This is a genomic window from Spirosoma migulaei, assembly GCF_054776855.1.
In genome coordinates, this window is the sequence record NZ_BAAHBG010000004.1 from 114,053 (window position 1) to 134,726 (window position 20,674).

15 protein-coding genes and 1 pseudogene are annotated in these 20,674 nt (G+C 47.6%); 11 read left to right on the forward strand and 5 right to left on the reverse strand.

Annotated elements, in window-relative coordinates; all coding sequences use genetic code 11:
* From ACYVGO_RS05085 to ACYVGO_RS05125, 9 genes and pseudogenes are all read left to right on the forward strand, one after another.
* Window positions 1–406, forward strand: a pseudogene (locus ACYVGO_RS05085) (insulinase family protein); the annotation flags it as partial.
* On the forward strand, window positions 403–882 hold the full coding sequence (ispF, locus tag ACYVGO_RS05090; RefSeq protein WP_460968037.1) for a 2-C-methyl-D-erythritol 2,4-cyclodiphosphate synthase: 480 nt from the start codon (window positions 403–405) through the stop codon (window positions 880–882). The pseudogene ACYVGO_RS05085 and the gene ispF, both read left to right, overlap by 4 nt.
* 167 nt (window positions 883–1,049) lie before the next feature.
* The gene (locus ACYVGO_RS05095) at window positions 1,050–2,183 is read left to right on the forward strand and encodes an amidohydrolase family protein (RefSeq protein ID WP_460968039.1); all 1,134 of its coding nucleotides are present in this window, start codon (window positions 1,050–1,052) and stop codon (window positions 2,181–2,183) included.
* Between the two features lie 101 nt (window positions 2,184–2,284).
* Window positions 2,285–3,385 (forward strand): mandelate racemase/muconate lactonizing enzyme family protein, encoded by a 1,101-nt coding sequence (locus ACYVGO_RS05100; RefSeq protein WP_142775712.1) that lies wholly within the window; start codon window positions 2,285–2,287, stop codon window positions 3,383–3,385.
* Window positions 3,386–3,455: 70 nt separating this feature from the next.
* Window positions 3,456–4,013, forward strand: a complete 558-nt coding sequence (locus ACYVGO_RS05105; protein WP_460968041.1) for a GNAT family N-acetyltransferase — start codon at window positions 3,456–3,458, stop codon at window positions 4,011–4,013.
* Window positions 4,014–4,103: 90 nt separating this feature from the next.
* On the forward strand, window positions 4,104–5,384 hold the full coding sequence (locus ACYVGO_RS05110; RefSeq protein ID WP_460968043.1) for a serine hydrolase domain-containing protein: 1,281 nt from the start codon (window positions 4,104–4,106) through the stop codon (window positions 5,382–5,384).
* A 52-nt stretch (window positions 5,385–5,436) separates the two neighbouring features.
* A complete protein-coding gene (locus tag ACYVGO_RS05115; protein ID WP_460968045.1) occupies window positions 5,437–6,078 on the forward strand; it encodes a cysteine hydrolase family protein in 642 nt (213 codons plus the stop codon).
* A 205-nt stretch (window positions 6,079–6,283) separates the two neighbouring features.
* The gene (locus ACYVGO_RS05120; protein WP_460968047.1) at window positions 6,284–7,330 is read left to right on the forward strand and encodes an aminopeptidase; all 1,047 of its coding nucleotides are present in this window, start codon (window positions 6,284–6,286) and stop codon (window positions 7,328–7,330) included.
* A gap of 29 nt (window positions 7,331–7,359) precedes the next feature.
* Window positions 7,360–8,148: a DUF3108 domain-containing protein gene (locus ACYVGO_RS05125; RefSeq protein WP_142775716.1), complete on the forward strand. Its 789-nt coding sequence runs from the start codon at window positions 7,360–7,362 to the stop codon at window positions 8,146–8,148.
* Between the two features lie 83 nt (window positions 8,149–8,231).
* On the opposite strand, the gene ACYVGO_RS05130 is transcribed toward ACYVGO_RS05125, so the two are convergent.
* The 3 genes from ACYVGO_RS05130 to ACYVGO_RS05140 all read right to left on the reverse strand — a co-directional run bounded on the left by ACYVGO_RS05130 (window position 8,232) and on the right by ACYVGO_RS05140 (window position 12,488).
* Complete coding sequence (locus tag ACYVGO_RS05130; RefSeq protein WP_460968050.1) at window positions 8,232–9,209, reverse strand: GNAT family N-acetyltransferase; 978 nt, start codon at window positions 9,207–9,209, stop codon at window positions 8,232–8,234.
* Window positions 9,210–9,222: 13 nt separating this feature from the next.
* Complete coding sequence (dnaA, locus tag ACYVGO_RS05135; protein ID WP_142775718.1) at window positions 9,223–10,632, reverse strand: chromosomal replication initiator protein DnaA; 1,410 nt, start codon at window positions 10,630–10,632, stop codon at window positions 9,223–9,225.
* Between the two features lie 362 nt (window positions 10,633–10,994).
* Window positions 10,995–12,488, reverse strand: a complete 1,494-nt coding sequence (locus ACYVGO_RS05140) for an energy transducer TonB (RefSeq protein ID WP_460968051.1) — start codon at window positions 12,486–12,488, stop codon at window positions 10,995–10,997.
* 350 nt (window positions 12,489–12,838) lie between these two features.
* Between ACYVGO_RS05140 and ACYVGO_RS05145 the strand changes: the two genes are divergently transcribed.
* Entirely contained in the window at window positions 12,839–14,191 is a 1,353-nt protein-coding gene (locus ACYVGO_RS05145) for a methylmalonyl-CoA mutase family protein (protein WP_460968053.1), read from the forward strand.
* Between the two features lie 11 nt (window positions 14,192–14,202).
* Window positions 14,203–16,389: a methylmalonyl-CoA mutase gene (gene scpA, locus ACYVGO_RS05150; protein WP_460968055.1), complete on the forward strand. Its 2,187-nt coding sequence runs from the start codon at window positions 14,203–14,205 to the stop codon at window positions 16,387–16,389.
* A gap of 151 nt (window positions 16,390–16,540) precedes the next feature.
* Here the strand turns inward: scpA and ACYVGO_RS05155 are convergent, their stop codons facing one another.
* Together ACYVGO_RS05155 and ACYVGO_RS05160 are read right to left on the reverse strand one after the other, a co-directional pair.
* Window positions 16,541–18,223 (reverse strand): hypothetical protein, encoded by a 1,683-nt coding sequence (locus tag ACYVGO_RS05155; RefSeq protein WP_460968057.1) that lies wholly within the window; start codon window positions 18,221–18,223, stop codon window positions 16,541–16,543.
* Between the two features lie 194 nt (window positions 18,224–18,417).
* Window positions 18,418–20,580: a tetratricopeptide repeat protein gene (locus tag ACYVGO_RS05160; protein WP_460968059.1), complete on the reverse strand. Its 2,163-nt coding sequence runs from the start codon at window positions 20,578–20,580 to the stop codon at window positions 18,418–18,420.
* Between the last annotated feature and the right edge of the window lie 94 nt (window positions 20,581–20,674).

The following is a 20,674-nucleotide window of genomic DNA, read 5'->3' on the forward strand; positions in this document are numbered from 1 at the left end:
ACAACTCTTACGCGATAACCCAGTGTTCAGCAGTATCAACGCCTACATTACATCGTCCATCGACCCTGGTTTGCTAGTGGTTCAGGGCAACCTCAACAAAGGAGTTTCGCTTGAAGAAGCCGATGCCGCGGTGGAATCCGTGGTGCAGGAATTGATAGAAAAACCCGTACCGGAGGATGAGCTGGCTAAAGTGAAAAATCAGGCAGAAGCCACACTCGCTTTCTCGGAAGTTGAACTACTAAACCGGGCCATGAACCTTGCCTTCGCGGCTAATGCGGGGAATCCAGACTTAGTTAATCAGGAGGCTGCTCAGATTCAGGCCGTCACGCCCGATGCGATTCAGGCGATGGCCAAACAAGTCTTGCGGAAAGATAATTGCTCGACCTTGTATTACCGAGTTGCATGAAAATTCGCGTAGGACAAGGGTACGATGTTCATCGGCTCGAAGAGGGTCGGCCGTTCTGGCTGGGGGGCATTCTGGTTCCGAGTACATTTGGGCCAGTGGGCCATTCGGATGCCGATGTGGTTTGCCATGTTTTGTGCGATGCGCTGCTCGGAGCCGCCAACATGCGCAACATTGGCTACCATTTTTCGGATAAAGATCCGCGTTGGAAAGGTGTTGACAGTAAATTATTGCTGGCTGAAGTTCTCCGAATGGTTCGGGGCGCTGGCTACGAGATCTCGAATGTGGACGTAACAGTTGTGCTTCAGGAACCGAAACTCAACCCACATATTCCGGCCATGAAGACCTGTCTGGCAGAAGTGATGGCCATTCCCGAAGACGATATTTCCATAAAAGCCACCACATCGGAGCACATTGGGTTTGTAGGTCGGGGCGAAGGTATTGCCGCTCATTGCGTGGCGCTTATATTTAGGGATTAGTTTATAGATAAATGGATAATGAATAATCGGGGCCGCCCGTGCGGTAGAATGGGTAATGATTTTCCATTAACAATCAGAAACTTAGCATTATACTGCACGGGTGGCCCCGATTGCTCATTATGCATTATCCATTTTACGTTATCCATTTATTCAAATACAGCCTCTTTATGAAAAACCTGCTTTACCTTCCAGCCTTCCTTTTACTAGGAGTAGTTGCCTGTGGCCAGTCCACAAAGACGAATCAACCCCCTGAGCCACTTGGATTCGAGGAATACGATCCCGTTTCCACGCTGAAAGTGCCGGAACATAAACTGACCCGATCAAAATACCCATTTATTGATGTCCACAACCATCAATATCAGATGGATAATGAAGATCTGAGCAAGCTAATTGCCCAGATGGACAACCTGAACATGGGCCTGATGATTAACCTGAGCGGGCGCGGCTTCAGCAATAGTGAAACCGAAAGCACCAAGTTTTTCACGAGCGCCCTGGCGAACGTCCAGAAAACCAATCCGAAACGGATTGCTCTATTTACCAACCTCAACTTTGGCGATGTCAACGATAAAGGATGGACAGCTCAGGCTGTAAAAACCCTCGAAGAAGACGTAAAAAAGGGGGCAAGAGGCCTGAAGATTTACAAAAATTTAGGGTTAAACGTCAAAGACGATAAAGGTAATCGCGTTCGGGTGGATGATCCGCGTTTAGATCCCGTCTGGGCAAAGTGTGGTGAATTAGGCGTTCCGGTCTTGATTCACACCGCCGATCCAAAATCGTTCTGGGACCCGATGGACCGGTATAACGAACGCTGGCTTGAACTCAAGCTCCACGCCGGTCGCAAGCGCTCTCCAAATGATCCTGTCCCCTGGGAACAACTCATCGCCGAACAGCACAACGTATTCCGGAAACACCCAAAAACGGTGTTTATTGCCGCTCACATGGGTTGGTACCCAAATGATCTGAACAAGCTCGACAGTCTGATGAAAGTGTTTCCAAACATGAACGTTGAGATTGGGGCCGTTATCGCGGAACTAGGTCGGCAGCCACGAGCCAGTCGGAAGTTTTTTGAGAAATATCAGGATCGGATTCTATTCGGTAAAGACAGCTGGGTACCTTCCGAATACGCAACCTATTTCCGTGTCCTCGAAACCGATGACGAGTATTTCCCCTACCACAAAAAGTACCACGCGTTCTGGCGTATGTACGGCATGGGACTACCCGATGAGGTGTTGAAGAAGGTGTATTATAAAAATGCCCTGCGCATTATTCCCGGCCTGGACAAGAGCCAATTCCCAAATTAGTATTTTAACCGCAAAGGGCGCAAAGGTTACGCGAAGATCGCAATGTAAAATTAACCTCGCGCTCTTTGCGTTAACCTTTGCGCCCTTTGCGGTTAATATCAATGAAAATAACCCAAATCAACCTCTACCGCTACGACATTCCGCTCAAAGCGCCCATTGCTATTTCGCTCGGTACCATTGAAAACGCCCGGAACATCCTGGTCGAGATTCAGACCGATGAAGGCATTACGGGCTGGGGCGAAGGATCGCATTTGTGGATGATTGCTGGCGAAACTCAGGCATCGGGACTGGCGGCTGCGGATGATATGGCCAGGCTGCTGATTGGCCAAAGTCCGCTCAACATTGAGGGTTGTATCAACACCCTGACGCGCTACTTACCGGCCCACCCCACCACCCGCTCAGCCTTCGATATGGCGCTTTATGATATTGCTGCCAAAGCTGCCCGAATGCCGCTGTACCAGTTTTTGGGTGGCGAAAAGCGTACCCTCGTAACCGACGAGACTATTTACATCAACACGCCTGAACGCATGGTGGAAGATGCGCTACGAATTCAGGCGAAGGGTGCCGAGGCCATCAAGGTGAAACTGGGCACGAATTTGCAGGATGATATCGCACGCGTAGAAGCCATTCGAAATGCGATTGGCGATAAAACACCCATCCGTACCGATGCGAATCAGGGCTGGGATGTTGTAACAGCGACGGGTGTTTTACGGGCCATTGGCGACTGGAATGTGCAGTATTGCGAGCAGCCTATTAAAAAACATAACATTGCCGGTCTGCGTCAAATTCGGCAGAAAACGACAGTACCCATCATGGCCGACGAAAGCCTGTTCGATGCGCCCGATGCTATTCGGCTTGTACGAGAGGAAGCTGTCGATTATTTCAATATCAAACTCTCGAAGAGCGGAGGTATTTTTGAAGCGCTCAAAATCAACGCCATTGGCGAAGCTGCCGGAATTCCCTGCATGATTGGGTGCATGTCGGAGTCCCGGTTGGCCTTAACCGCGAATGCCCATTTTGCATCGGCTCGTCAGAATGTGCGTTTCTATGATCTGGATGCCTGTTTCGAACATGCGGAAGACCCAGTTTTTGGCGGTATAACGTACAATGGCTACCAAATTGAACTGCCCGAAACACCCGGTATCGGTGCCGAAGTAGATTCGACTTTTTTAAAGAAATGTGTAATGGTTAATGTACAATGAATAATGGATATCTAATACCGAGATGCTGCTCATTATGCATTGTACATTAACCATTACACATTAACATCTCATGACCATTACCACCGTTCAGTCCGATGCTGATGTGCAGGGTATTCTAACGCTGCAACAAGCGAATCTTCGTAAGAATGTACCGCTCGATGTGCAAGTTGATCAGGGGTTTGTGACGGTTGAGCATGACCCGGTTGTTTTGGCTCGTATGAATCAGGCAGCCCCGAGTGTGATTGCCAAAGATGGCGATACAGTAGTTGGGTACGCTCTGACCATGCTTCCCGAATTTGGGGCCGATGTACCGGAATTACTACCTCTTTTCTCGTTAATAAACACGCTGAACTACAACGACAAACCGCTACAGGATTATTCCTGGTACGTAATGGGGCAGGTTTGCGTAGGCGAAGGTTACCGGGGGCAACGCGTATTTGATCGGATGTTTCAGCACCATCGTGACGTCTACGGCGACCGCTATCAATTGCTGATCACCGATATTTCGGCCAATAACGTACGCTCATTACGTGCCCACGCCCGCGTGGGTTTCGAAACGCTCCACGAGTTTTACGATCCAGTCATTGGCGAGACGTGGGTCGTGGTTGCCTGGGATTTCCAGAAGTAGAATGTTTATAGTTTGAGGTTTGAGGTTTACGGTGGCTGACGCATCAGTAATTTTGCGTCAGCCACCGTAAACCTCAAACCTCAAACCACAATGCGCCTGCTCTTACTCCTCCTTTTCGCAACCCCACTTTTTGCCCAGCCCCTTCCGCAAACCTTTACGCCTGCAAAATCGCCCGCAGAAGCGGGCTTTTCTGCCGACCGGTTGAAACGACTGGATACCTGGTTACAGAATCTAATCGACAAAGACATTGCCCCAAACGCGGTGACCTTCGTGGCGCATCGGGGGAAGATCGTGCACTATAAAGCGTTTGGCTATAGCAATCTGGCGAAGAAAACACCCCTGAAACGTGATGATTTGTATCGCATTGCCTCCCAGTCGAAAGCCATCACAACCGTAACGTTGATGACCTTATACGAAGAGGAAAAGTTTTTGCTGGACGATCCTATTTCGAAATACATCCCGGCTTTCAAAAACCCGAAAGTACTGGTCAGCTATGATAAAAAAGACCCTGTTGGTGGTAAGTACGAAACTCGTCCGGCAAAAAGTGAAATTACGATTCGGCAGTTACTGAGTCACAACGCCGGTATCCCCTATGAACACCCCCTCGACCAGCGGCCCGAGTTCAAAGTACCCTTTTTTAATTCGACTGCGCCCGACAAACTTGACGATGTCATTAATAAACTCGCCACACGCCCACTCCTTCGCGATCCTGGCACGGACTCCACCGGCGCGGGTTTTACCTATGGTCTTAACATCGATATTCTTGGACGATTGATCGAGATCCTAGCCGGTAAACCCTTTGATGTAGCTATGCGTGAACGGGTACTGGAGCCGCTTGGTATGAATGATACCTATTTCTATTTGCCCGATAGCAAAGCCAGCCGTTTGGTGGAGTTATACAGCAAGTCGAGTATGGACAAGCCGTTGACCGTACACACAAATGATGCATACCGAAACTTTGCCGTGTCGGGGGCAAAAACATTCTTCTCAGGCGGAGCAGGTTTAATTAGTTCTGTAGAAGATTACGCTAAATTATGCCAGATGCTGCTCAACGGGGGCAGTTTCAACAACAAGCGGGTTCTAGGTCGAAAAACCATCGAGATGATGCTTCGCAATCAAATCGGAGCTGCCGAAGTATGGGATCGCAAAGATAAATTCGGACTTGGTTTTATGCTGATAACCGAAAATTCCCACTATGGTGATCAGGCTTCTCCCGGCTCCTACAACTGGGGAGGCATGTATTGTTCCGAATTCACCATCGACCCGAAAGAAGAACTTATCATGCTCATTTTCACGAATGTGCATCCGTATACCTACTATGGTGATTTTGTGAAGAAATTTCGGATTGCTGTGTACCAGGCGTTGGAGTAAACACGGGATTATAGCTCCTTTCGTTATCAATAGTCACTCAAACTGAACTACCATGAATCCGCAAAAAACCGCCGTTGTTTTAATTGAATACCAGAACGATTTCACATCGCCAGGAGGTAGCCTGCACGATGCCGTTAAAGGGGTTATGGAGTCGACGAACATGCTGGCTAATACGCTTGACCTTGTGGCCAAAGCCCGCGAAGCCGGAGCTGTTGTTATTCATTCGCCCATTAGCTTTCAGGAAGGCTATTTTGAAATTACAAAGCATCCCTATGGCATTCTGAAAGGTGTAGTTGATAGCCAGTCGTTCCGGAAAGGCTCGTGGGGCGTCGACATTATTGATTCCCTGACACCACAATCCGGCGATATTGTACTGGAAGGCAAACGCGGTTTAGATGCCTTCGCCAGTACGAATCTGGACTTCATTTTACGCAGTAAGGGCATTGAAACCATTGCTCTTGGAGGCTTTCTGACTAATTGCTGTGTAGAATCGACCATGCGTTCGGGCTACGAAAAAGGCTTTGAGGTCATCACCCTTACCGATTGCACGGCTACCCTGAGTGAAGAAGAGCAGGCTTTTGCCTGCGCGAAGAACTTCCCGATGTTTTCAAAGCCAATGACTCATGATCAATTTTTAGATGATCTAACTGGCGAAGCCGTTCAGGAAGTAGAGACTCGTGGCTACTCGGCCTAAATTTTCAGCTATTTTTCAACATACCGGCCCACCTGCTTAGGTGTGGCCGGTTCTTGTTTATGATAATCTTCAGCGCAATTACCGCTTATCCAGTCGTTTCGACACTTGACAACGCTGAACTGTTACCCTACCGCATTTTATCTTTTAGTTAAGGCATACAGTTCTTTACTTTTGTAACGATATTTCTAAGGCGTATTTCCAACCTATGGTCAAAAAAATTGCTCTTGTCATTGTAGGGGTTCTGGCTGTTTTAGTTGTCTGGCAGTGGGAGTTGGTCAGCTACGGCTTAATGCAGGCACGGGGGCAATTGCGAATTTTATGGAATACGAAACCCGTTGTTGAGGTATTAAGCGACAAAACGTACCCTGACTCAGCAAAGAAAAAAATAGAACTTATCCGAGAAATCAAGCGTTTTGCTATAGACTCGCTTGGTTTGGATAAGTCAGGCAGTTACGAATCATTTTATGACCAGGAGGGTAAGCCTATTTTATGGGTGGTTACGGCAGCCGAACCGTATCAACTCATTGCTAAACAATGGCGATTCCCGATACTAGGTACGTTTTCGTATAAGGGTTTTTTTGAAAAAGACCGGGCTGATTCGACCGTATCTGAATTGAAACGAGAAGGCTTTGATACGCGTATTGGTGAAGTATCGGCCTGGTCGACATTAGGATTTTTAAATGACCCGATTTTATCCAGCTTTCTGGATAGACCGGAAGGTAGCCTGGCCGAGTTGATTATTCATGAACTAACACACGGCACATTATTTGTAAAAAATAGTTTAGAATACAACGAAAACCTGGCCGACTTCGTAGGAGAGTACGGAGCCTTGCGATTTCTGGCGCAGAAGTACGGTAAGACATCCGTTCCTTATCAGAACTATCTGGCCACGAAAGCGTTTTATGAACGCTACGATGAACATGTTTTGCACGGCACCCGGATGCTCGATAGTTTGTACAAGACGTTTAAACCAGCTATGCCCGTTGTAGTCAAAGATTCGTTGAAGTGGAAAATGATTCAGCAAATCGTTGATTTGTCGGATACATTAACCGATCAGCGAAGCAACGCAAGTGTACGTTTGGTAAAAAAACGGCGTCTTACAAAACTAAACCTACCCAATAATGCGTATTTCATTGGGTATCTTACCTACCGAAAACAACAGAATCGATTTCGGCAGGAGTTTGAGAAACAATTTGGAGGAGATTTTAAAAAGTATCTGGCATACCTTAAACAAACCTATCCATCTTTATAAAGAAGCCCGGCTAACGGGTAGCTTTTAGTATGAAGAAGTTATTGATTGGCATCGGTATTTTGTCTGTTATGAGCACCGGCTTTATGGCAATGAACACGTATCGGCGTGTGCAGAATAACAGCTTTGGACCTGGTGAGCACCTCGAGTATCGGGTTCACTATGGGTTCCTGAACGCGGCCGAAGCTGTCGTGGACGTTAGTCCAACCGTTTATAAAGTTAACGAGCGACCCTGCTATCGCGTTAATGTGGATGGACGCACAGTTGGTGCTTTTGACCTTGTAACGCGCATCCGCGATACCTGGCGTTCCTATATTGACACCTCGGCCATTCTTCCACAAAAGTTTTATAGTAACCTTCAGGAAAACAGCTATCGGAAGGAAGAGAATATTACCTTCAACCACGAAGCGAACACCGTGAAGGCGGAGGAACGCACCGAACGCGATATATTTAAAGTACCCGATAACGTCCACGACTTTATTAGCGGTTACTATTTCCTGCGAACATTTGACTTCAACCGAATCAGCAATGGGCAGATCATTGAGCTTCCTGCTTTCTACGACGATACCGTCTATAACATGAAGGTTCGCTATCGGGGTAAAGATGTTGTTAAAACGAAGTTTGGTAAGATTAATGTCATCAAATTAAATCCTGTACTTCCTCAGAATAAACTCTTTAAGGACGAAGAGTCCATCCGTATCTTCGTTTCTGATGATACAAACAAAGTGCCTGTTAAAGTTGAGGTTGACCTGTGGGTTGGCTCAATGGTTATGGATCTGAAGCAAAACGTTGGCCTAAAACAAGCACTGAAGTTTTTTTAAGCGGGTTGGCATTCGTGTAGTAAAAAGTCGTGCCACAGTTCTAAACCGTGGCACGACTTTTTACTACATGATTTTCATGATGATCAAAACCAACTTTTAAACTTTACTAAGCCTCGCTCCACAACTGTCAATCGGTTCCAGCGTAGCGTCCAGAAGGATTGTTCAACGGCTCCGAAACTTCGGTAAAAATCCCGAATGGATGGTTTCTCTGGGCTTTCAAAGTCAAAAATCGCTGGCTTTCCTGCGTACTCCTGAATCAACTGATCAATCAACAGCGTGCGGGCGTTTACCTTCCGCCCGAGTTCTGATGCTGCGTTAAAGAGGTATATAATCCGATCCCCTGCGCATAGGAACAAGACGCCTGCCTCCATGTTTCCCTTGTGCATAGCATACCGCAAGATGGTCAGGTTGCGCTTGCTCAATTCATTCATCAGCCTCCTAAAAATAGCGTACGCCCAGTTGGCTACGCCCCCATCAATGGCATCAGCATGATTAGCTTGAAACAAGGTTAGCAAGGGCTCCACGTCGGTCGATTCTGTAATTGTCCAGGTAGTAGCCTTATCGAAATCACGATGAGCCCGATGGAGGTTTGTTTTACGATCGTGGGAATAGTAGATAGTCTCGTAGCCAACAGAAAGGTCGAGCGTGTGGGTAGTGATCAATTGGGAAGCGTGCCTACCATCTGGCTGTTGGTATGTATTGTAGATCGAGCCATACCGAAACTGGCCAATCATCAACGCAAGAAACGGGCCTGAATCAATAGATTTTTCAAGACTAAAAACGCCCAGAAACTGACAGAAGAATGGCTGATGCACCACCCATTCGTACGTAATTCCAGCGATCGTTTTCCGACGCAATGGAACAGGCATAACAGCCTGATACGTATCTCCTGATTCATCAGGCAAAACAAGTCCAACCCATTTCCAGTCAGGTGCGGGCAGTACGGAATCTAAATACCAGGAATAGCCATACAGAATTCGTTGGGGAGAATCGGCTACGCAGGCGTCCCAGGCCGTAGTATTGAGTTGGTGGCGGGGAATGAGTTTCAGCGTTTTTGTCATACCGACAAAAAAATCACTTAAACTGGGCTTTCAGCTTCTCGATAGCATCGCGCGTTTCGGCATGTTTGGCTACCAGGTCGCTGATGGTTTGAACAGCGTGGATAACCGTACTATGATCACGCCCACCAAAATGATAACCAATGGATTTGAGCGACAGGTCGGTTTTTTCTTTAGCTAAATACATGGCAATCTGCCGAGGATGTACCAGTTCGCGCTTCCGGCTTTTTGCTTTCAGATCCGCAATTGTCACATTAAAATAATCGGCAACGGCTTCCTGCACCGAGTCAATCGTGACTTCGCGGTCTGAATCAACGACGATGTTTCGCAGGGTTTGCTTGGCCAGTTCAAGGTCGATATCCCGCCGATTCAGCGATGCCTGCGCCATTAACGACACAATAACCCCCTCCAGCTCCCGTACGTTTGTGTTGACACTGTGTGCCAGGTATTCAATTACATTATTCTCAATATAAATGCCTTCGGCCTGGAGCTTTTTCTGAATGATAGCAATCCGCGTTTCGAGATCAGGCGTTTGCAAATCTGCCGATAGCCCCCATTTGAATCGGGAGAGTAATCGATCTTCCAGGCCATCCAACGCCCGTGGAGCCCGGTCGGAGGTCATGATAATCTGCTTCCCGGACTGGTGCAGGTGGTTGAAAATATGGAAGAAGATTTCCTGCGTTTTTTCCTTCTTCTGCAAGAACTGTACATCGTCGATCACCAACACATCTACCTGCATGTAAAAGGAGGTAAAGTCGCGAATACCGTCGCTACGAACAGCGTTCAGGAACTGGTTGGTAAACTTCTCGGACGTAACGTACAGTACAAATTTGTTCTGATTGTTATTCTTGATGTAGTTTCCAATAGCCTGCACCAAATGCGTTTTTCCCAGACCAACACCGCCGTATATCATGAGCGGATTGAACGACGTAACACCCGGTCGCTCGGCAACGGCGTACCCCGCTGAACGCGCCAGACGATTGCAATCACCTTCTACATAATTATCAAATGTATAGGTCGGGTTCAGATAAGAATCGAGCGTAAGCGAATCCAGATCTTTAAAAATAAAGGGACTTTTGATCAGATCCGGGCTAACGTTATCCGGTTTGGATGTTTGGGTTGACTTCGTAGTGGGTATGTTTACCGTAAGAGGGCGGTTTTGGGCATTCCCCTTATCGACGATAATCGAGTACTCCAACTGCCCATTGGGACCAATTGCGGTATCGAGTGCCTTCCGCAGGGCATGTACAAAGTTCTCTTCAAGCCATTCGTAAAAAAACTCGCTCGGTACCTGAATCGTCAGTACATGACCGTTAAGTCGCAGGGGCACAATGGGTTCGAACCACGTATTGAAACTTTGTTCGGGTACGATCTCCCGAATAACGGTCAGACAGCGATTCCACACCGTCGTTATTTCACGCTGCATGCCTGGCTGAGTAGTTACATTCACGGGAGAACATTTTCAATTACGGTTGGGGTCGCAAAAAAGGGAGACAAATATGGGGAAAATATCTGACCCGGCCATACAGACGACGTCAGGTTTTTTGAGCACCGCTGTCTTTCGTTTCAATGTTAAGCTAAAATTACGCCATTCATCGGGAAGGTCAAAGGGCGATTTAAATCCCTTTGAATAATACAATCAGGGTATCCATTAAGCGGCAATAAACGCAGTTTTCTCCCGAAAAGATAAAAAGATTGCTATTGCCATCAGAAGCAGAGCCCTTAGCTGAAGAATAAGCTTGCGTAGGATAGCTAACCTCTACAAAATCCATTATGATTTCATAAAAGTCAGTTCAGGCTAAAATTGATCGGCACCGTATAATTCATGCGAACCTCCATTCCCCGCCGAATACCCGGCTTCCAGAGCCCACTCATCAGGCTTACAATCCGGATAGCCTCCTGATCCAATTCTGGATGAACAGGTTTAGTCACCTCATACTCAGTCAATGTACCATCCGCCCCAACCATAAACCTGACAAATACCTTATTTTGGGTCTTCGTCAGCTTAGTATCGAACGGGTAACGCAGGTTCTTTCTTAGAAATTGCTCCAGGCCAGCCATACCATTCTGAAATTCTGGTGGATTTTCTAAGGTTGTGTAACGCACGGTATCACGTCCAACTGCCCAGGCTTTCCCAGCCCGACAGATTCCTTTATCATATTGTTCTTCATAAAAATACGAACCGTCGGCGTAGCGGCCCGTCCAAATTCCCTGCTTGAATGCTCCTTCCACTGGACCAGTTTCTGTAAAGAGCGTTTTCCGGGTAGTGTCTAGGTGAGAGGTCTTTATAGCTAGAAAAATAGCTGTACCATACCCTTTATCCACTAACACAAGGCCTGTACTATCCCGCATAGATATGATTTGCGGAAGCTGGTCAGGTTGCTCATAGACGATTATAGCGTATTCCTGACCTGTTGGATACCAGGACATTACATGCTTTATCAGGGTCGGCTTCCAGCTATTAACCAACCCAGTATTACTGAGCTTTACTGTTGATCTATAATTTCGGGTTACTTCAAGTAAAGCACCGTTGGGAGCATAGCTGAACAGGTCGAAGGGCTCGCCCTTCTTATCATAACTAATTGAACTGAGCATGATACCATCTTCGTCTATTTCGTAAGACTTATCAAACAGTTCATTGGTGGGTGTTCGATAGCTTAATCGGGTAATGCGTTTCCCTGTTGGTGTTTTGTTCGTAAGCTCCTCCCGAACAAGCTTGTAACGTGTATCCTCTATCCATGACGTAGCACCTTTGCTTTTATATAAAACCATATCGCCAGACGGAAGCCAGTTTGGTTTTACAGGTTTAACGAGTTTGTATCGAGTTTTCCAGGTGGTCGAATCAACAAGCCCCTTATTCTTGTCATAATAGTTGATTTGGGCACCATTTTCATAAATAAATGGCTTATTGGGCTTAAAGACAACGGGATATGTTACCTGTTGGCGAACTGGCTTGCCAGCCTTTAGTGCTGGTTTCCACGCGTTAAAAGTAGAAAATACCCGAACGGCTTCAGTGTCACAGTCAGCTTGTAAACCTTGCAATACGCTAACGCCCGATACAAAACCATTCGGCTCAACGGTTCCGGTAACAATCACCCGACCTGCCAATCCCAGCTTTAAGGCAGTCACTGGTTTTCGTAAACTGATTCGTACATAAGAATCAATTGACTTTTGCCCCCCGCGAGGCTCGGCCATACTATCAACTTCGAACGGTTTATAGATAGGCTGTTGGGCTTCTGCAAAATAAGATAGGAGCAAAGCACCAATAAGCCAGATTTTCATGATATAAATGAATTGATACGCATGTTGAAAACAGAACGTGTGAATTGACCAATAAAAATATAGACACTTAATCAAGTGTACAATTTTAAGCCGGCATTCCCTACTTTACAGACTGGCTGTAGCTGTAATCTTTAGTTGATATAGAAGGTTATACACCTGCGTATTTCCAACTGCTAGGCCATCGCTTTTTTTTAACTTTCCGTTTACGGCTACTAAAAATGGTATAAGCGGTTCCTAGTTGTCTTGCTGGATTACAGCACCTGGTCCAACATTGCTGATAATGGTCGGGGGTTGTATCGTGTTCGAATTTATAGATTACTTTTACCTATATATCATTTCAACCATAGCTGATGGAGCCACCTTCTTCGTCCTTATTTCCGGCTACCGACAAATCGGCCTGGCAGGCGCAGGTTCAGAAAGAATTAAAAACCGAGGGCGCTTACGAGACCCTTCGCTGGCATACAGACGAGGGCTTCACACTGGAGCCCTACTATACTGCCGCTGATCTTTCCGACCTACCCTTAGCTACGATTCAGGAAGCTCAGAAGCAGGTTCCGGGCTGGCTTACTGCCCCAGAACGATTTATTGCCAATGAAAAAGCGGATAATATCCGGCTTCGGGATGCGCTTACCCGTGGAGCCGATGCCCTGGTGCTTACGTTAGCCAAAGGACCCGATTTAATACCTTTGTTGAATGGCATTAAACTTAGTGAAACGCCTGTTTTTTTTCGTCTCAGTGCCGAAACAGCAGGCATCAACTGGGTCGATTTGGTTCGTTCGTTAAAAACCGTTGCGCCCTACCAGCTCAAAGGTGGGTTACTCACAAACACGGATATAACCATGGCCGAAGTGACGCGACTAACCGCCGACTCGCCCCAGTTCCGGACGGTCTGCGCCAGCAGCCATGACTTCCATAATGCCGGGGCCACAGCCACACAGGAACTGGCCTTTACACTGGCTTCACTGGCTGATAGCTACGACCTGTTGACCAATGAAGGACTAACGATTGATCAACTCATTCCGAAAACGATCATTTCACTCTCTATCGGAACGAGTTACTTTCTTGAAATTGCCAAGCTTCGTTCATTAAGGGTGCTTTTTAGTCGCTTCATTATCCATTATCCAGTATCCAGTAGTCATTATCCAGTAGTCATCCACGCCCAAACCTCTACTTTTTACGATGCTACTGCCACGCCCTATACCAATTTGCTTCGGGCAACTACCGAATCGATGGCTGCCGTTATCGGTGGATGTGATGTACTGACGATTCATCCGTATGATACCGTTTTAGGTCGATCAGCCGAAATGACAGATCAGGAAAAGGCAAACCGTGATTTCTCCGAACGGATTGCCCGGAACGTTTCACTGCTGTTGAAAGATGAGAGTTATTTAGACCGAGTAGCCGACCCATCGGCAGGGTCGTATTACATTGAGAATTTGACACAGCAGCTAACAGAAACTGCCTGGACCTTATTTCTGGATGTTGAACAGCAAGGCGGGTTTGCGAAGGCGTTAGCGAGTGGGTTCATTTCAACTGAGCTTGAGCAAGCCTATCAGGCGAAAGTAGAGGCAGTACGAAACGGAAAGGTGCTGGTAGGCGTAACGAAGTTCCGATCCGATGAACCCGGAGATCAACCGTACAAGGGGTCTGAACATAAGGAAGGTTTATTGCCCAATCAACGACTGGCGCAGGCGTTTGAGTAAATCCATACAGTATGAGACCCGATTTCAACACAATAACCGAGCAAGAGGCTGCGAGCAGGGAGCAGGGACTTCCCAGCAAACCCAATGCCTCTGTGCCTTACACCACCGCCGAAGGAATCAAACTCAAATCCCGCTTTACGGTTGCCGACGTTTCCAGCGCTGGTCATCTACAGTACGCAGCCGGAATTCCTCCTTTTTTACGGGGGCCTTACGCCAGTATGTACGTCCGCCAACCCTGGACTGTCCGGCAATATGCGGGATTCTCAACCGCCGAGGAGTCGAATGCCTTCTACCGACGCAATCTGGCGGGTGGCCAAAAGGGGCTTTCCGTTGCGTTCGATTTAGCCACCCACCGAGGATACGACTCCGACCACCCGCGCGTAGTGGGGGATGTAGGCAAAGCGGGCGTAGCCATTGACTCGGTCGAAGACATGAAAATCCTCTTCGATCACATCCCCCTGGATCAGATGTCGGTGTCGATGACCATGAACGGGGCCGTACTGCCTATTATGGCATTTTATATCGTAGCGGCAGAAGAACAGGGCGTCCCGCCCGAAAAGCTCTCAGGCACTATTCAAAACGACATCTTGAAGGAGTTTATGGTGCGGAATACGTATATCTATCCACCCGAACCCTCTATGCGCATCGTTGGTGATATTTTCGCATACACCAGCCAGCATATGCCGAAGTTCAACTCCATCAGCATCAGCGGCTATCACATGCATGAAGCGGGCGCACCCGCCCAACTCGAACTGGCCTATACCCTGGCCGATGGGCTTGAGTACATACGCACAGGACTACGGGCAGGCATGAGTATCGACGACTTTGCCCCTCGTCTGTCGTTCTTCTGGGGGATCGGGATGAATCACTTCATGGAGATTGCCAAACTGCGCGCTGGTCGGTTACTGTGGGCGAAAATTGTGAAGCAATTTGAACCCAAAAATTCAAAATCGCTGGCGTTACGCACACACTGCCAGACCTCGGGCTACAGCCTGACCGAACAAGACCCCTTTAACAATGTAGCCCGGACAACCATCGAAGCACTTGCCGCTGTGCTGGGTGGCACCCAGAGTCTTCACACAAATTCACTGGATGAAGCCATTGCGCTCCCGACCGACTTTTCGGCTCGAATTGCCCGCAACACGCAATTGTATCTTCAACACGAAACCGACATTACCCGCGCTGTTGATCCCTGGGGCGGCTCGTATTACGTTGAGTTTCTGACCAAAGAATTAGTCGATAAAGCATGGGCGTTGATGGAGGAAGTTGAACAGTTAGGGGGCATGACAAAAGCCATTGAAACGGGCCTCCCTAAACTCCGCATTGAAGAAGCTGCCGCTCGCAAGCAGGCACGTATCGACTCGGGAAAAGATGTTATTGTAGGCGTCAATCGGTACAAACCCGAAACCGAAACCAGCATTGACTTACTCGACATTGATAATCAGGCGGTGCGCGAAAGCCAGATCAAACGACTAACAGCGATCAAGGAGACCCGGAATACGAAACAGGTTGAACAAGCGCTGGCCGCTTTAACAAAGGCTGCATTTAGCTCACTGGAACCCCAGCCCACCCCTGCCCCGAGCCCCCTGCTCCCTGCTAAAAACCTCCTTGCCCTGGCTATTGAAGCGGCTCGCCACCGTGCTACCCTCGGCGAAATTTCTGACGCTATGGAAAAAGCTTTTGGCCGACACAAGGCCACAATTCGGGCCGTTTCAGGCATTTACTCTGCCGAAGTAGCCGACGATGAGAATTTCCGGCTTGCCCGCGAAATGAGCGATCGCTTTGCTGAACTCGATGGTCGTCGGCCACGAATTCTGGTAGCCAAAATGGGACAGGATGGACACGACCGGGGCGCTAAAGTGATTGCCACCAGCTTTGCCGATTTAGGCTTCGATGTCGATATGGGGCCCCTTTTCCAGACGCCCGCCGAAGTAGCCCGACAAGCTGCCGAAAACGATGTGCATATTGTCGGCGTATCAAGCCTGGCCGCAGGGCACAAAACCCTGGTACCACAACTGATTGAGGAGTTAACGAAAATCGGCCGCGACGATATCATCGTTATTGCGGGAGGAGTTATTCCGGCTCAGGATTACCAGTTTCTGTATGATGCAGGCGTAAAAGGTGTGTTTGGACCAGGCACCGTAATTTCAGTGGCAGCCCAGAAGATTTTACAGGAGTTGATGGCCGACTATTCCTAAAAAGAAACGCGAAATGAATTTATTAACTCCAGACGCCGGACTTTTGATCTGGCAGCTTATTGTGTTGGGTTTCCTTGCGCTGATGCTTGCAGGGATCGTTCGCTGGGCTATTCATCAATTTAAGAAGTGATTGCTCAGCGATCTTCTTTCTCTATTTAGGGCAATTATTGCATACTGCCACAGCAATTCGTTTAACTTTTGGCATCGTAGCCCGCCCTAAAAAAATTTCATCGCCAGTCAGATTAATTTCAGTAATAAATTCGTAACCACCTTCGGTATATCGAACCTGCATAGCTATTTTTTTATCGGGGGTTGCATAAGGATTGTGGGCAGCAATCAGAATCTGATCCCCATTTACAATAGCTCGGGCAAATGGCAAACTATTTCGTTTAAGGTCGCCCGCGTTGTATTGATGCCAGGTTTGTCCATTATCAAAAGAGCATTCGGTTCGTTGGTTCAGGTAGGTTTCGCGCCCATTAAATAGATCCCGGTGATGATAGAAAAGCCGCCACAGGCCATGTAAATAATGTTCATAACAGGCATAGTTTCGGTCATTACCTACGCCTTTCTCCGGATCATTATCAGGAAGGATAGTCTGGTTAGGTGTTAAATCGACTATATCATCCCAAAACAACACACCATCGGCCCCGGTAAACCAATAGAATATAGCCGTTCCTTCGGCAACGGCAGGTGGAGCGGCATGGTCGGCTTTGGGGCTATCGCCAGGGTCTCCGCTCTGGGTATTGAACATCCACTGCCAGGCAATACGTTTTTTAGACGATAGGGCGCTATTTACTTCCTGCTCGCCTAATACCCCGGCCAGCCAATGGGTTTCCTGCTCACCTGTATGCGAGGCCGCATAATCGAAGGCAGGTGACCGGTTATACACGCCAGGCATTTGAAAGTCTACGTAATCGGAAAATGATTTCCCTACTATGCTGTCGGGCATACCCCGATCCTGAGAAGACAGAATAGATAAGCTTGGATTTGCAGGCGTGTGCTGGGCGGGGGTAGCCCACAGCCAATCGGGTCCGGCCGAATAGTCGGCATAGCGTGTAAAACCAAAATTATTGTGGGGTACTGGTTCAATGGAGCCTATTTCGGTGGTGGCACTGGAAACAGTACGCAGGGAAGCCGCCATAAACACGAATAAATTAACTTGCTCCTGTTGGCTCGTTGTTACAGGAATTCCATCATCTTCTACGTCTAAAAAAATACGGCCATAGGTACTTATTTCCCCGGTCGGTGGACAATCGCCAAATGTCCTACAGCCATCACTCAACTGATCCATTGCCGCTCTGAGGCTATTCTTGCTAGTAAGATCCCCTGGAGGCCGAACAAAGTAGGTGTATGGAGCGTAATTTCGATCTTTAGTCCACAGCAGATTGAATTCATTAGTCGGTGGATAATAAAAGTGGTTCCTAACCACAATCATTGCCCGCTGGCTTTGTTTCAGGCGACTTTTCCATCCAAGGGGTTTCTCATTGTAGATTGGAATTCGCTGCTCATCAAAAGTCATTCGGGTGCGTTCGATCGCCGTAAAGCCACGTCGGAACAGTTTTTCCCAATCCTGCTGAACGTGCAAATTCCGCCCAGCACCATTGAAGGTTACGGATTTATTGGCAGGCAGATAGAAATCGCCAACGACGTCAATATTCCAATATCCTTTTTGAATGGACGGAGTTGGGCTAAACGTTGCTCTGGGCGTTGGGATAAGCGGACTCAGTCGGCCTGACTGCGCTTTAGCCTCACCTACCCAAATTCTGAGTATACTAATCAGGCTGACAATCAGCAGGATATATGAATTTACAAGTACTCTGTATATAGATAGCATGCACCCAATAGTTAACAAACTTCAACAAAAGGTACATACCAATAAGTATGCCACCTTCATTTTGTATGCATGCATCTTTCTACGGGTGCGTTCGATAGCCCTTTATTCTCTTTACAGATTTTAAGATATATGCAAAGCAAAAAGCCTGTTTTCTTAAAAAACAGGCTTTTCTAGAAAAATCTACAAGTTGTGAACTAATACTTATTGATAATCGAATCGGGCAACACTTTCACATCGATGCCAAAGGCTTTAAGTAAGTTTGCCCGGTTATTCTGTCCATCTACATAGGCCGGGTTCACTATCATTGAGCGGTTATAGTAGTAGGATGCCAGTTCAAGTTTCTGCCGGTTGTTCTGTGTCTGTCCCTCACCCTGGTAAATCACGCCGAGGTTGTTATAGGCCGGTGCATAGGCATTGGCAGCACGAATCGTCTGCTTATAATAGTATTTAGCCGAGTCGACGTTGGGCGTAATTTTCTGGAACACATAGGCCATCGAAAAATAAGCTTCACCAAAGCTGGGGTAAATCCGGGTTGATTCCTGTAGGTGATCGAGTGCCCAGCGGCCATGCTTGTTAGCATGCGCGATATTCGTATCGATTAATGTTTGAGCCTTCTTGATCTGTTCCACAGTAGGCTTCGGCTTAAGAGCGTTTGTGGCGTTGGCAATAGAATCGGCCTTGGCGCGATCTTTCAGTCCTTTTTCAATCCACTCATTGGCTACATGACGTTGCACCTGACAGCTATTGGGCGCATAAGGAAGTGCTGAATTGAAAAGGACAAAGTTATTTTCCCAGTCACGGTTACGCTCAACAGTTTTGAAGGAATATAACCCAGCCACGACGGCCATCAGACCTAACAACGGCGCATAGCGGACCAGTATCGGTTTGGGCGAACTTTCTGAGTTGCGGACGAGTAGTTTTTGTAAAGCCCAGACGAGTATAAAGCCAAATCCCATAACAGCCGCATAGGAGAAACGTTCGGCAAAAATACCACCCCGGAACCAGATAAAGCCCAGACCAGGTGCCATAGTTACAAAAAACCAGACGATACCAAAGCCCCAAAGGGTACGTTTCATAAATCCTTTCCAGGCCAGCCAAACCAACCCTATGAACGTAAAAAAGCCAGCCCATGTCAGTATATCGCCCTTACCGCCCGATGGGATAACGTTATAGGAATAGTCGTATACCAACGGGTGCGGTAAAATAAGCAAACGCAGGTAATATTCCAGAAATTTAAACATGGTCGACTTCTGGGTCTTCTCAATGGCGTATGGGTAGTTAGCCCAGTCAATAGGCGGAGTACCACTAAGGGTACCAATCATTTTCTGCTTCTGGTAGAAAAACAGCGCTGTAACAATCAGGAATGGCCATAAACTAATGAGTGATTGCCAGACATTCCGACGGGCAAACCAATATTGCATAGCTGGAATTAAGGCCAGACTCACAATGGATGATTCTTTCGACAGAAAGGCAAAGTAGAGCGATGCACAGGCAAGACCCAGCCAGCTTCCCGATAGAGCTCCCATAATCAGTACACCTAGTATACCACCCGCTGTACTGCCTAAGGTATTCACCATCAAGCTACTGCCAATAACCCAGCCTCCTACAACAGAAAAGAGTCCCAGTATGCCGCCTAACGGCCAGTCATTGACAGGCCCTTTGAACCAGAACGGAGAATCGGATTCCAGATGCTTCCAGTAGGAAAGCAGCATCAGCGAAATAAACAGGAAACTCAGAATTTCATCGCGGCCTTTAATGTTGGCAACAATCTCCGTGTGAAGTGGATGGGCAATAAAAACTAATCCGATCAAAAATGCGGTGATCGTTTGGTTGGTCAGCCATTTCTGTAATAATACACCGACAATTAAGCCGGTTACTCCATACAGCCCCGCATTAATCATGTGGCTGATGTTAGGATTATCTTTAAAATATTCTTGCTCCATCGCAAAGGTGATGAGCGAAAGCGGACGATAATAGCCTAGCGAAATATTACTAAAGTGCCAAAATTCCGTGCGCAGTAAGTCGGGAATACCGGCAAGGCCTTTTTTTACGAATAAGTTCTGCCCAACAGCAGCTATATCGTCCAGCGCATATTGATGCCCAAATGTGTTTATGTATAAAGCAAACCCAAGTAACGCCAGAATAGCAGGTGGCCACCACGCCACAGGCCGTCTCTCAATAGGGAGTTCGGGCGTTTCAGCAGGTTTTATTACAGTTGGACGCACGGGGGCACGCTGGGCAGTATCAACTGGGCGAGTTGCGCTGGGCCGCACGGTTCCCGGTGTCGTGTTCGGTGTGGGTTTGGGAGCTGCCGAGCGAGGATTCTCGTAGCCAGATGGTTGCTTTTTTTTAGCCATAACAGCAGGTACTCGTCTATTTTAGGTCAGTTAAATTCCCCAGTCAGATTTACGAATTAGCTACGTAGAGAATTACTACATTTATGGATTGATC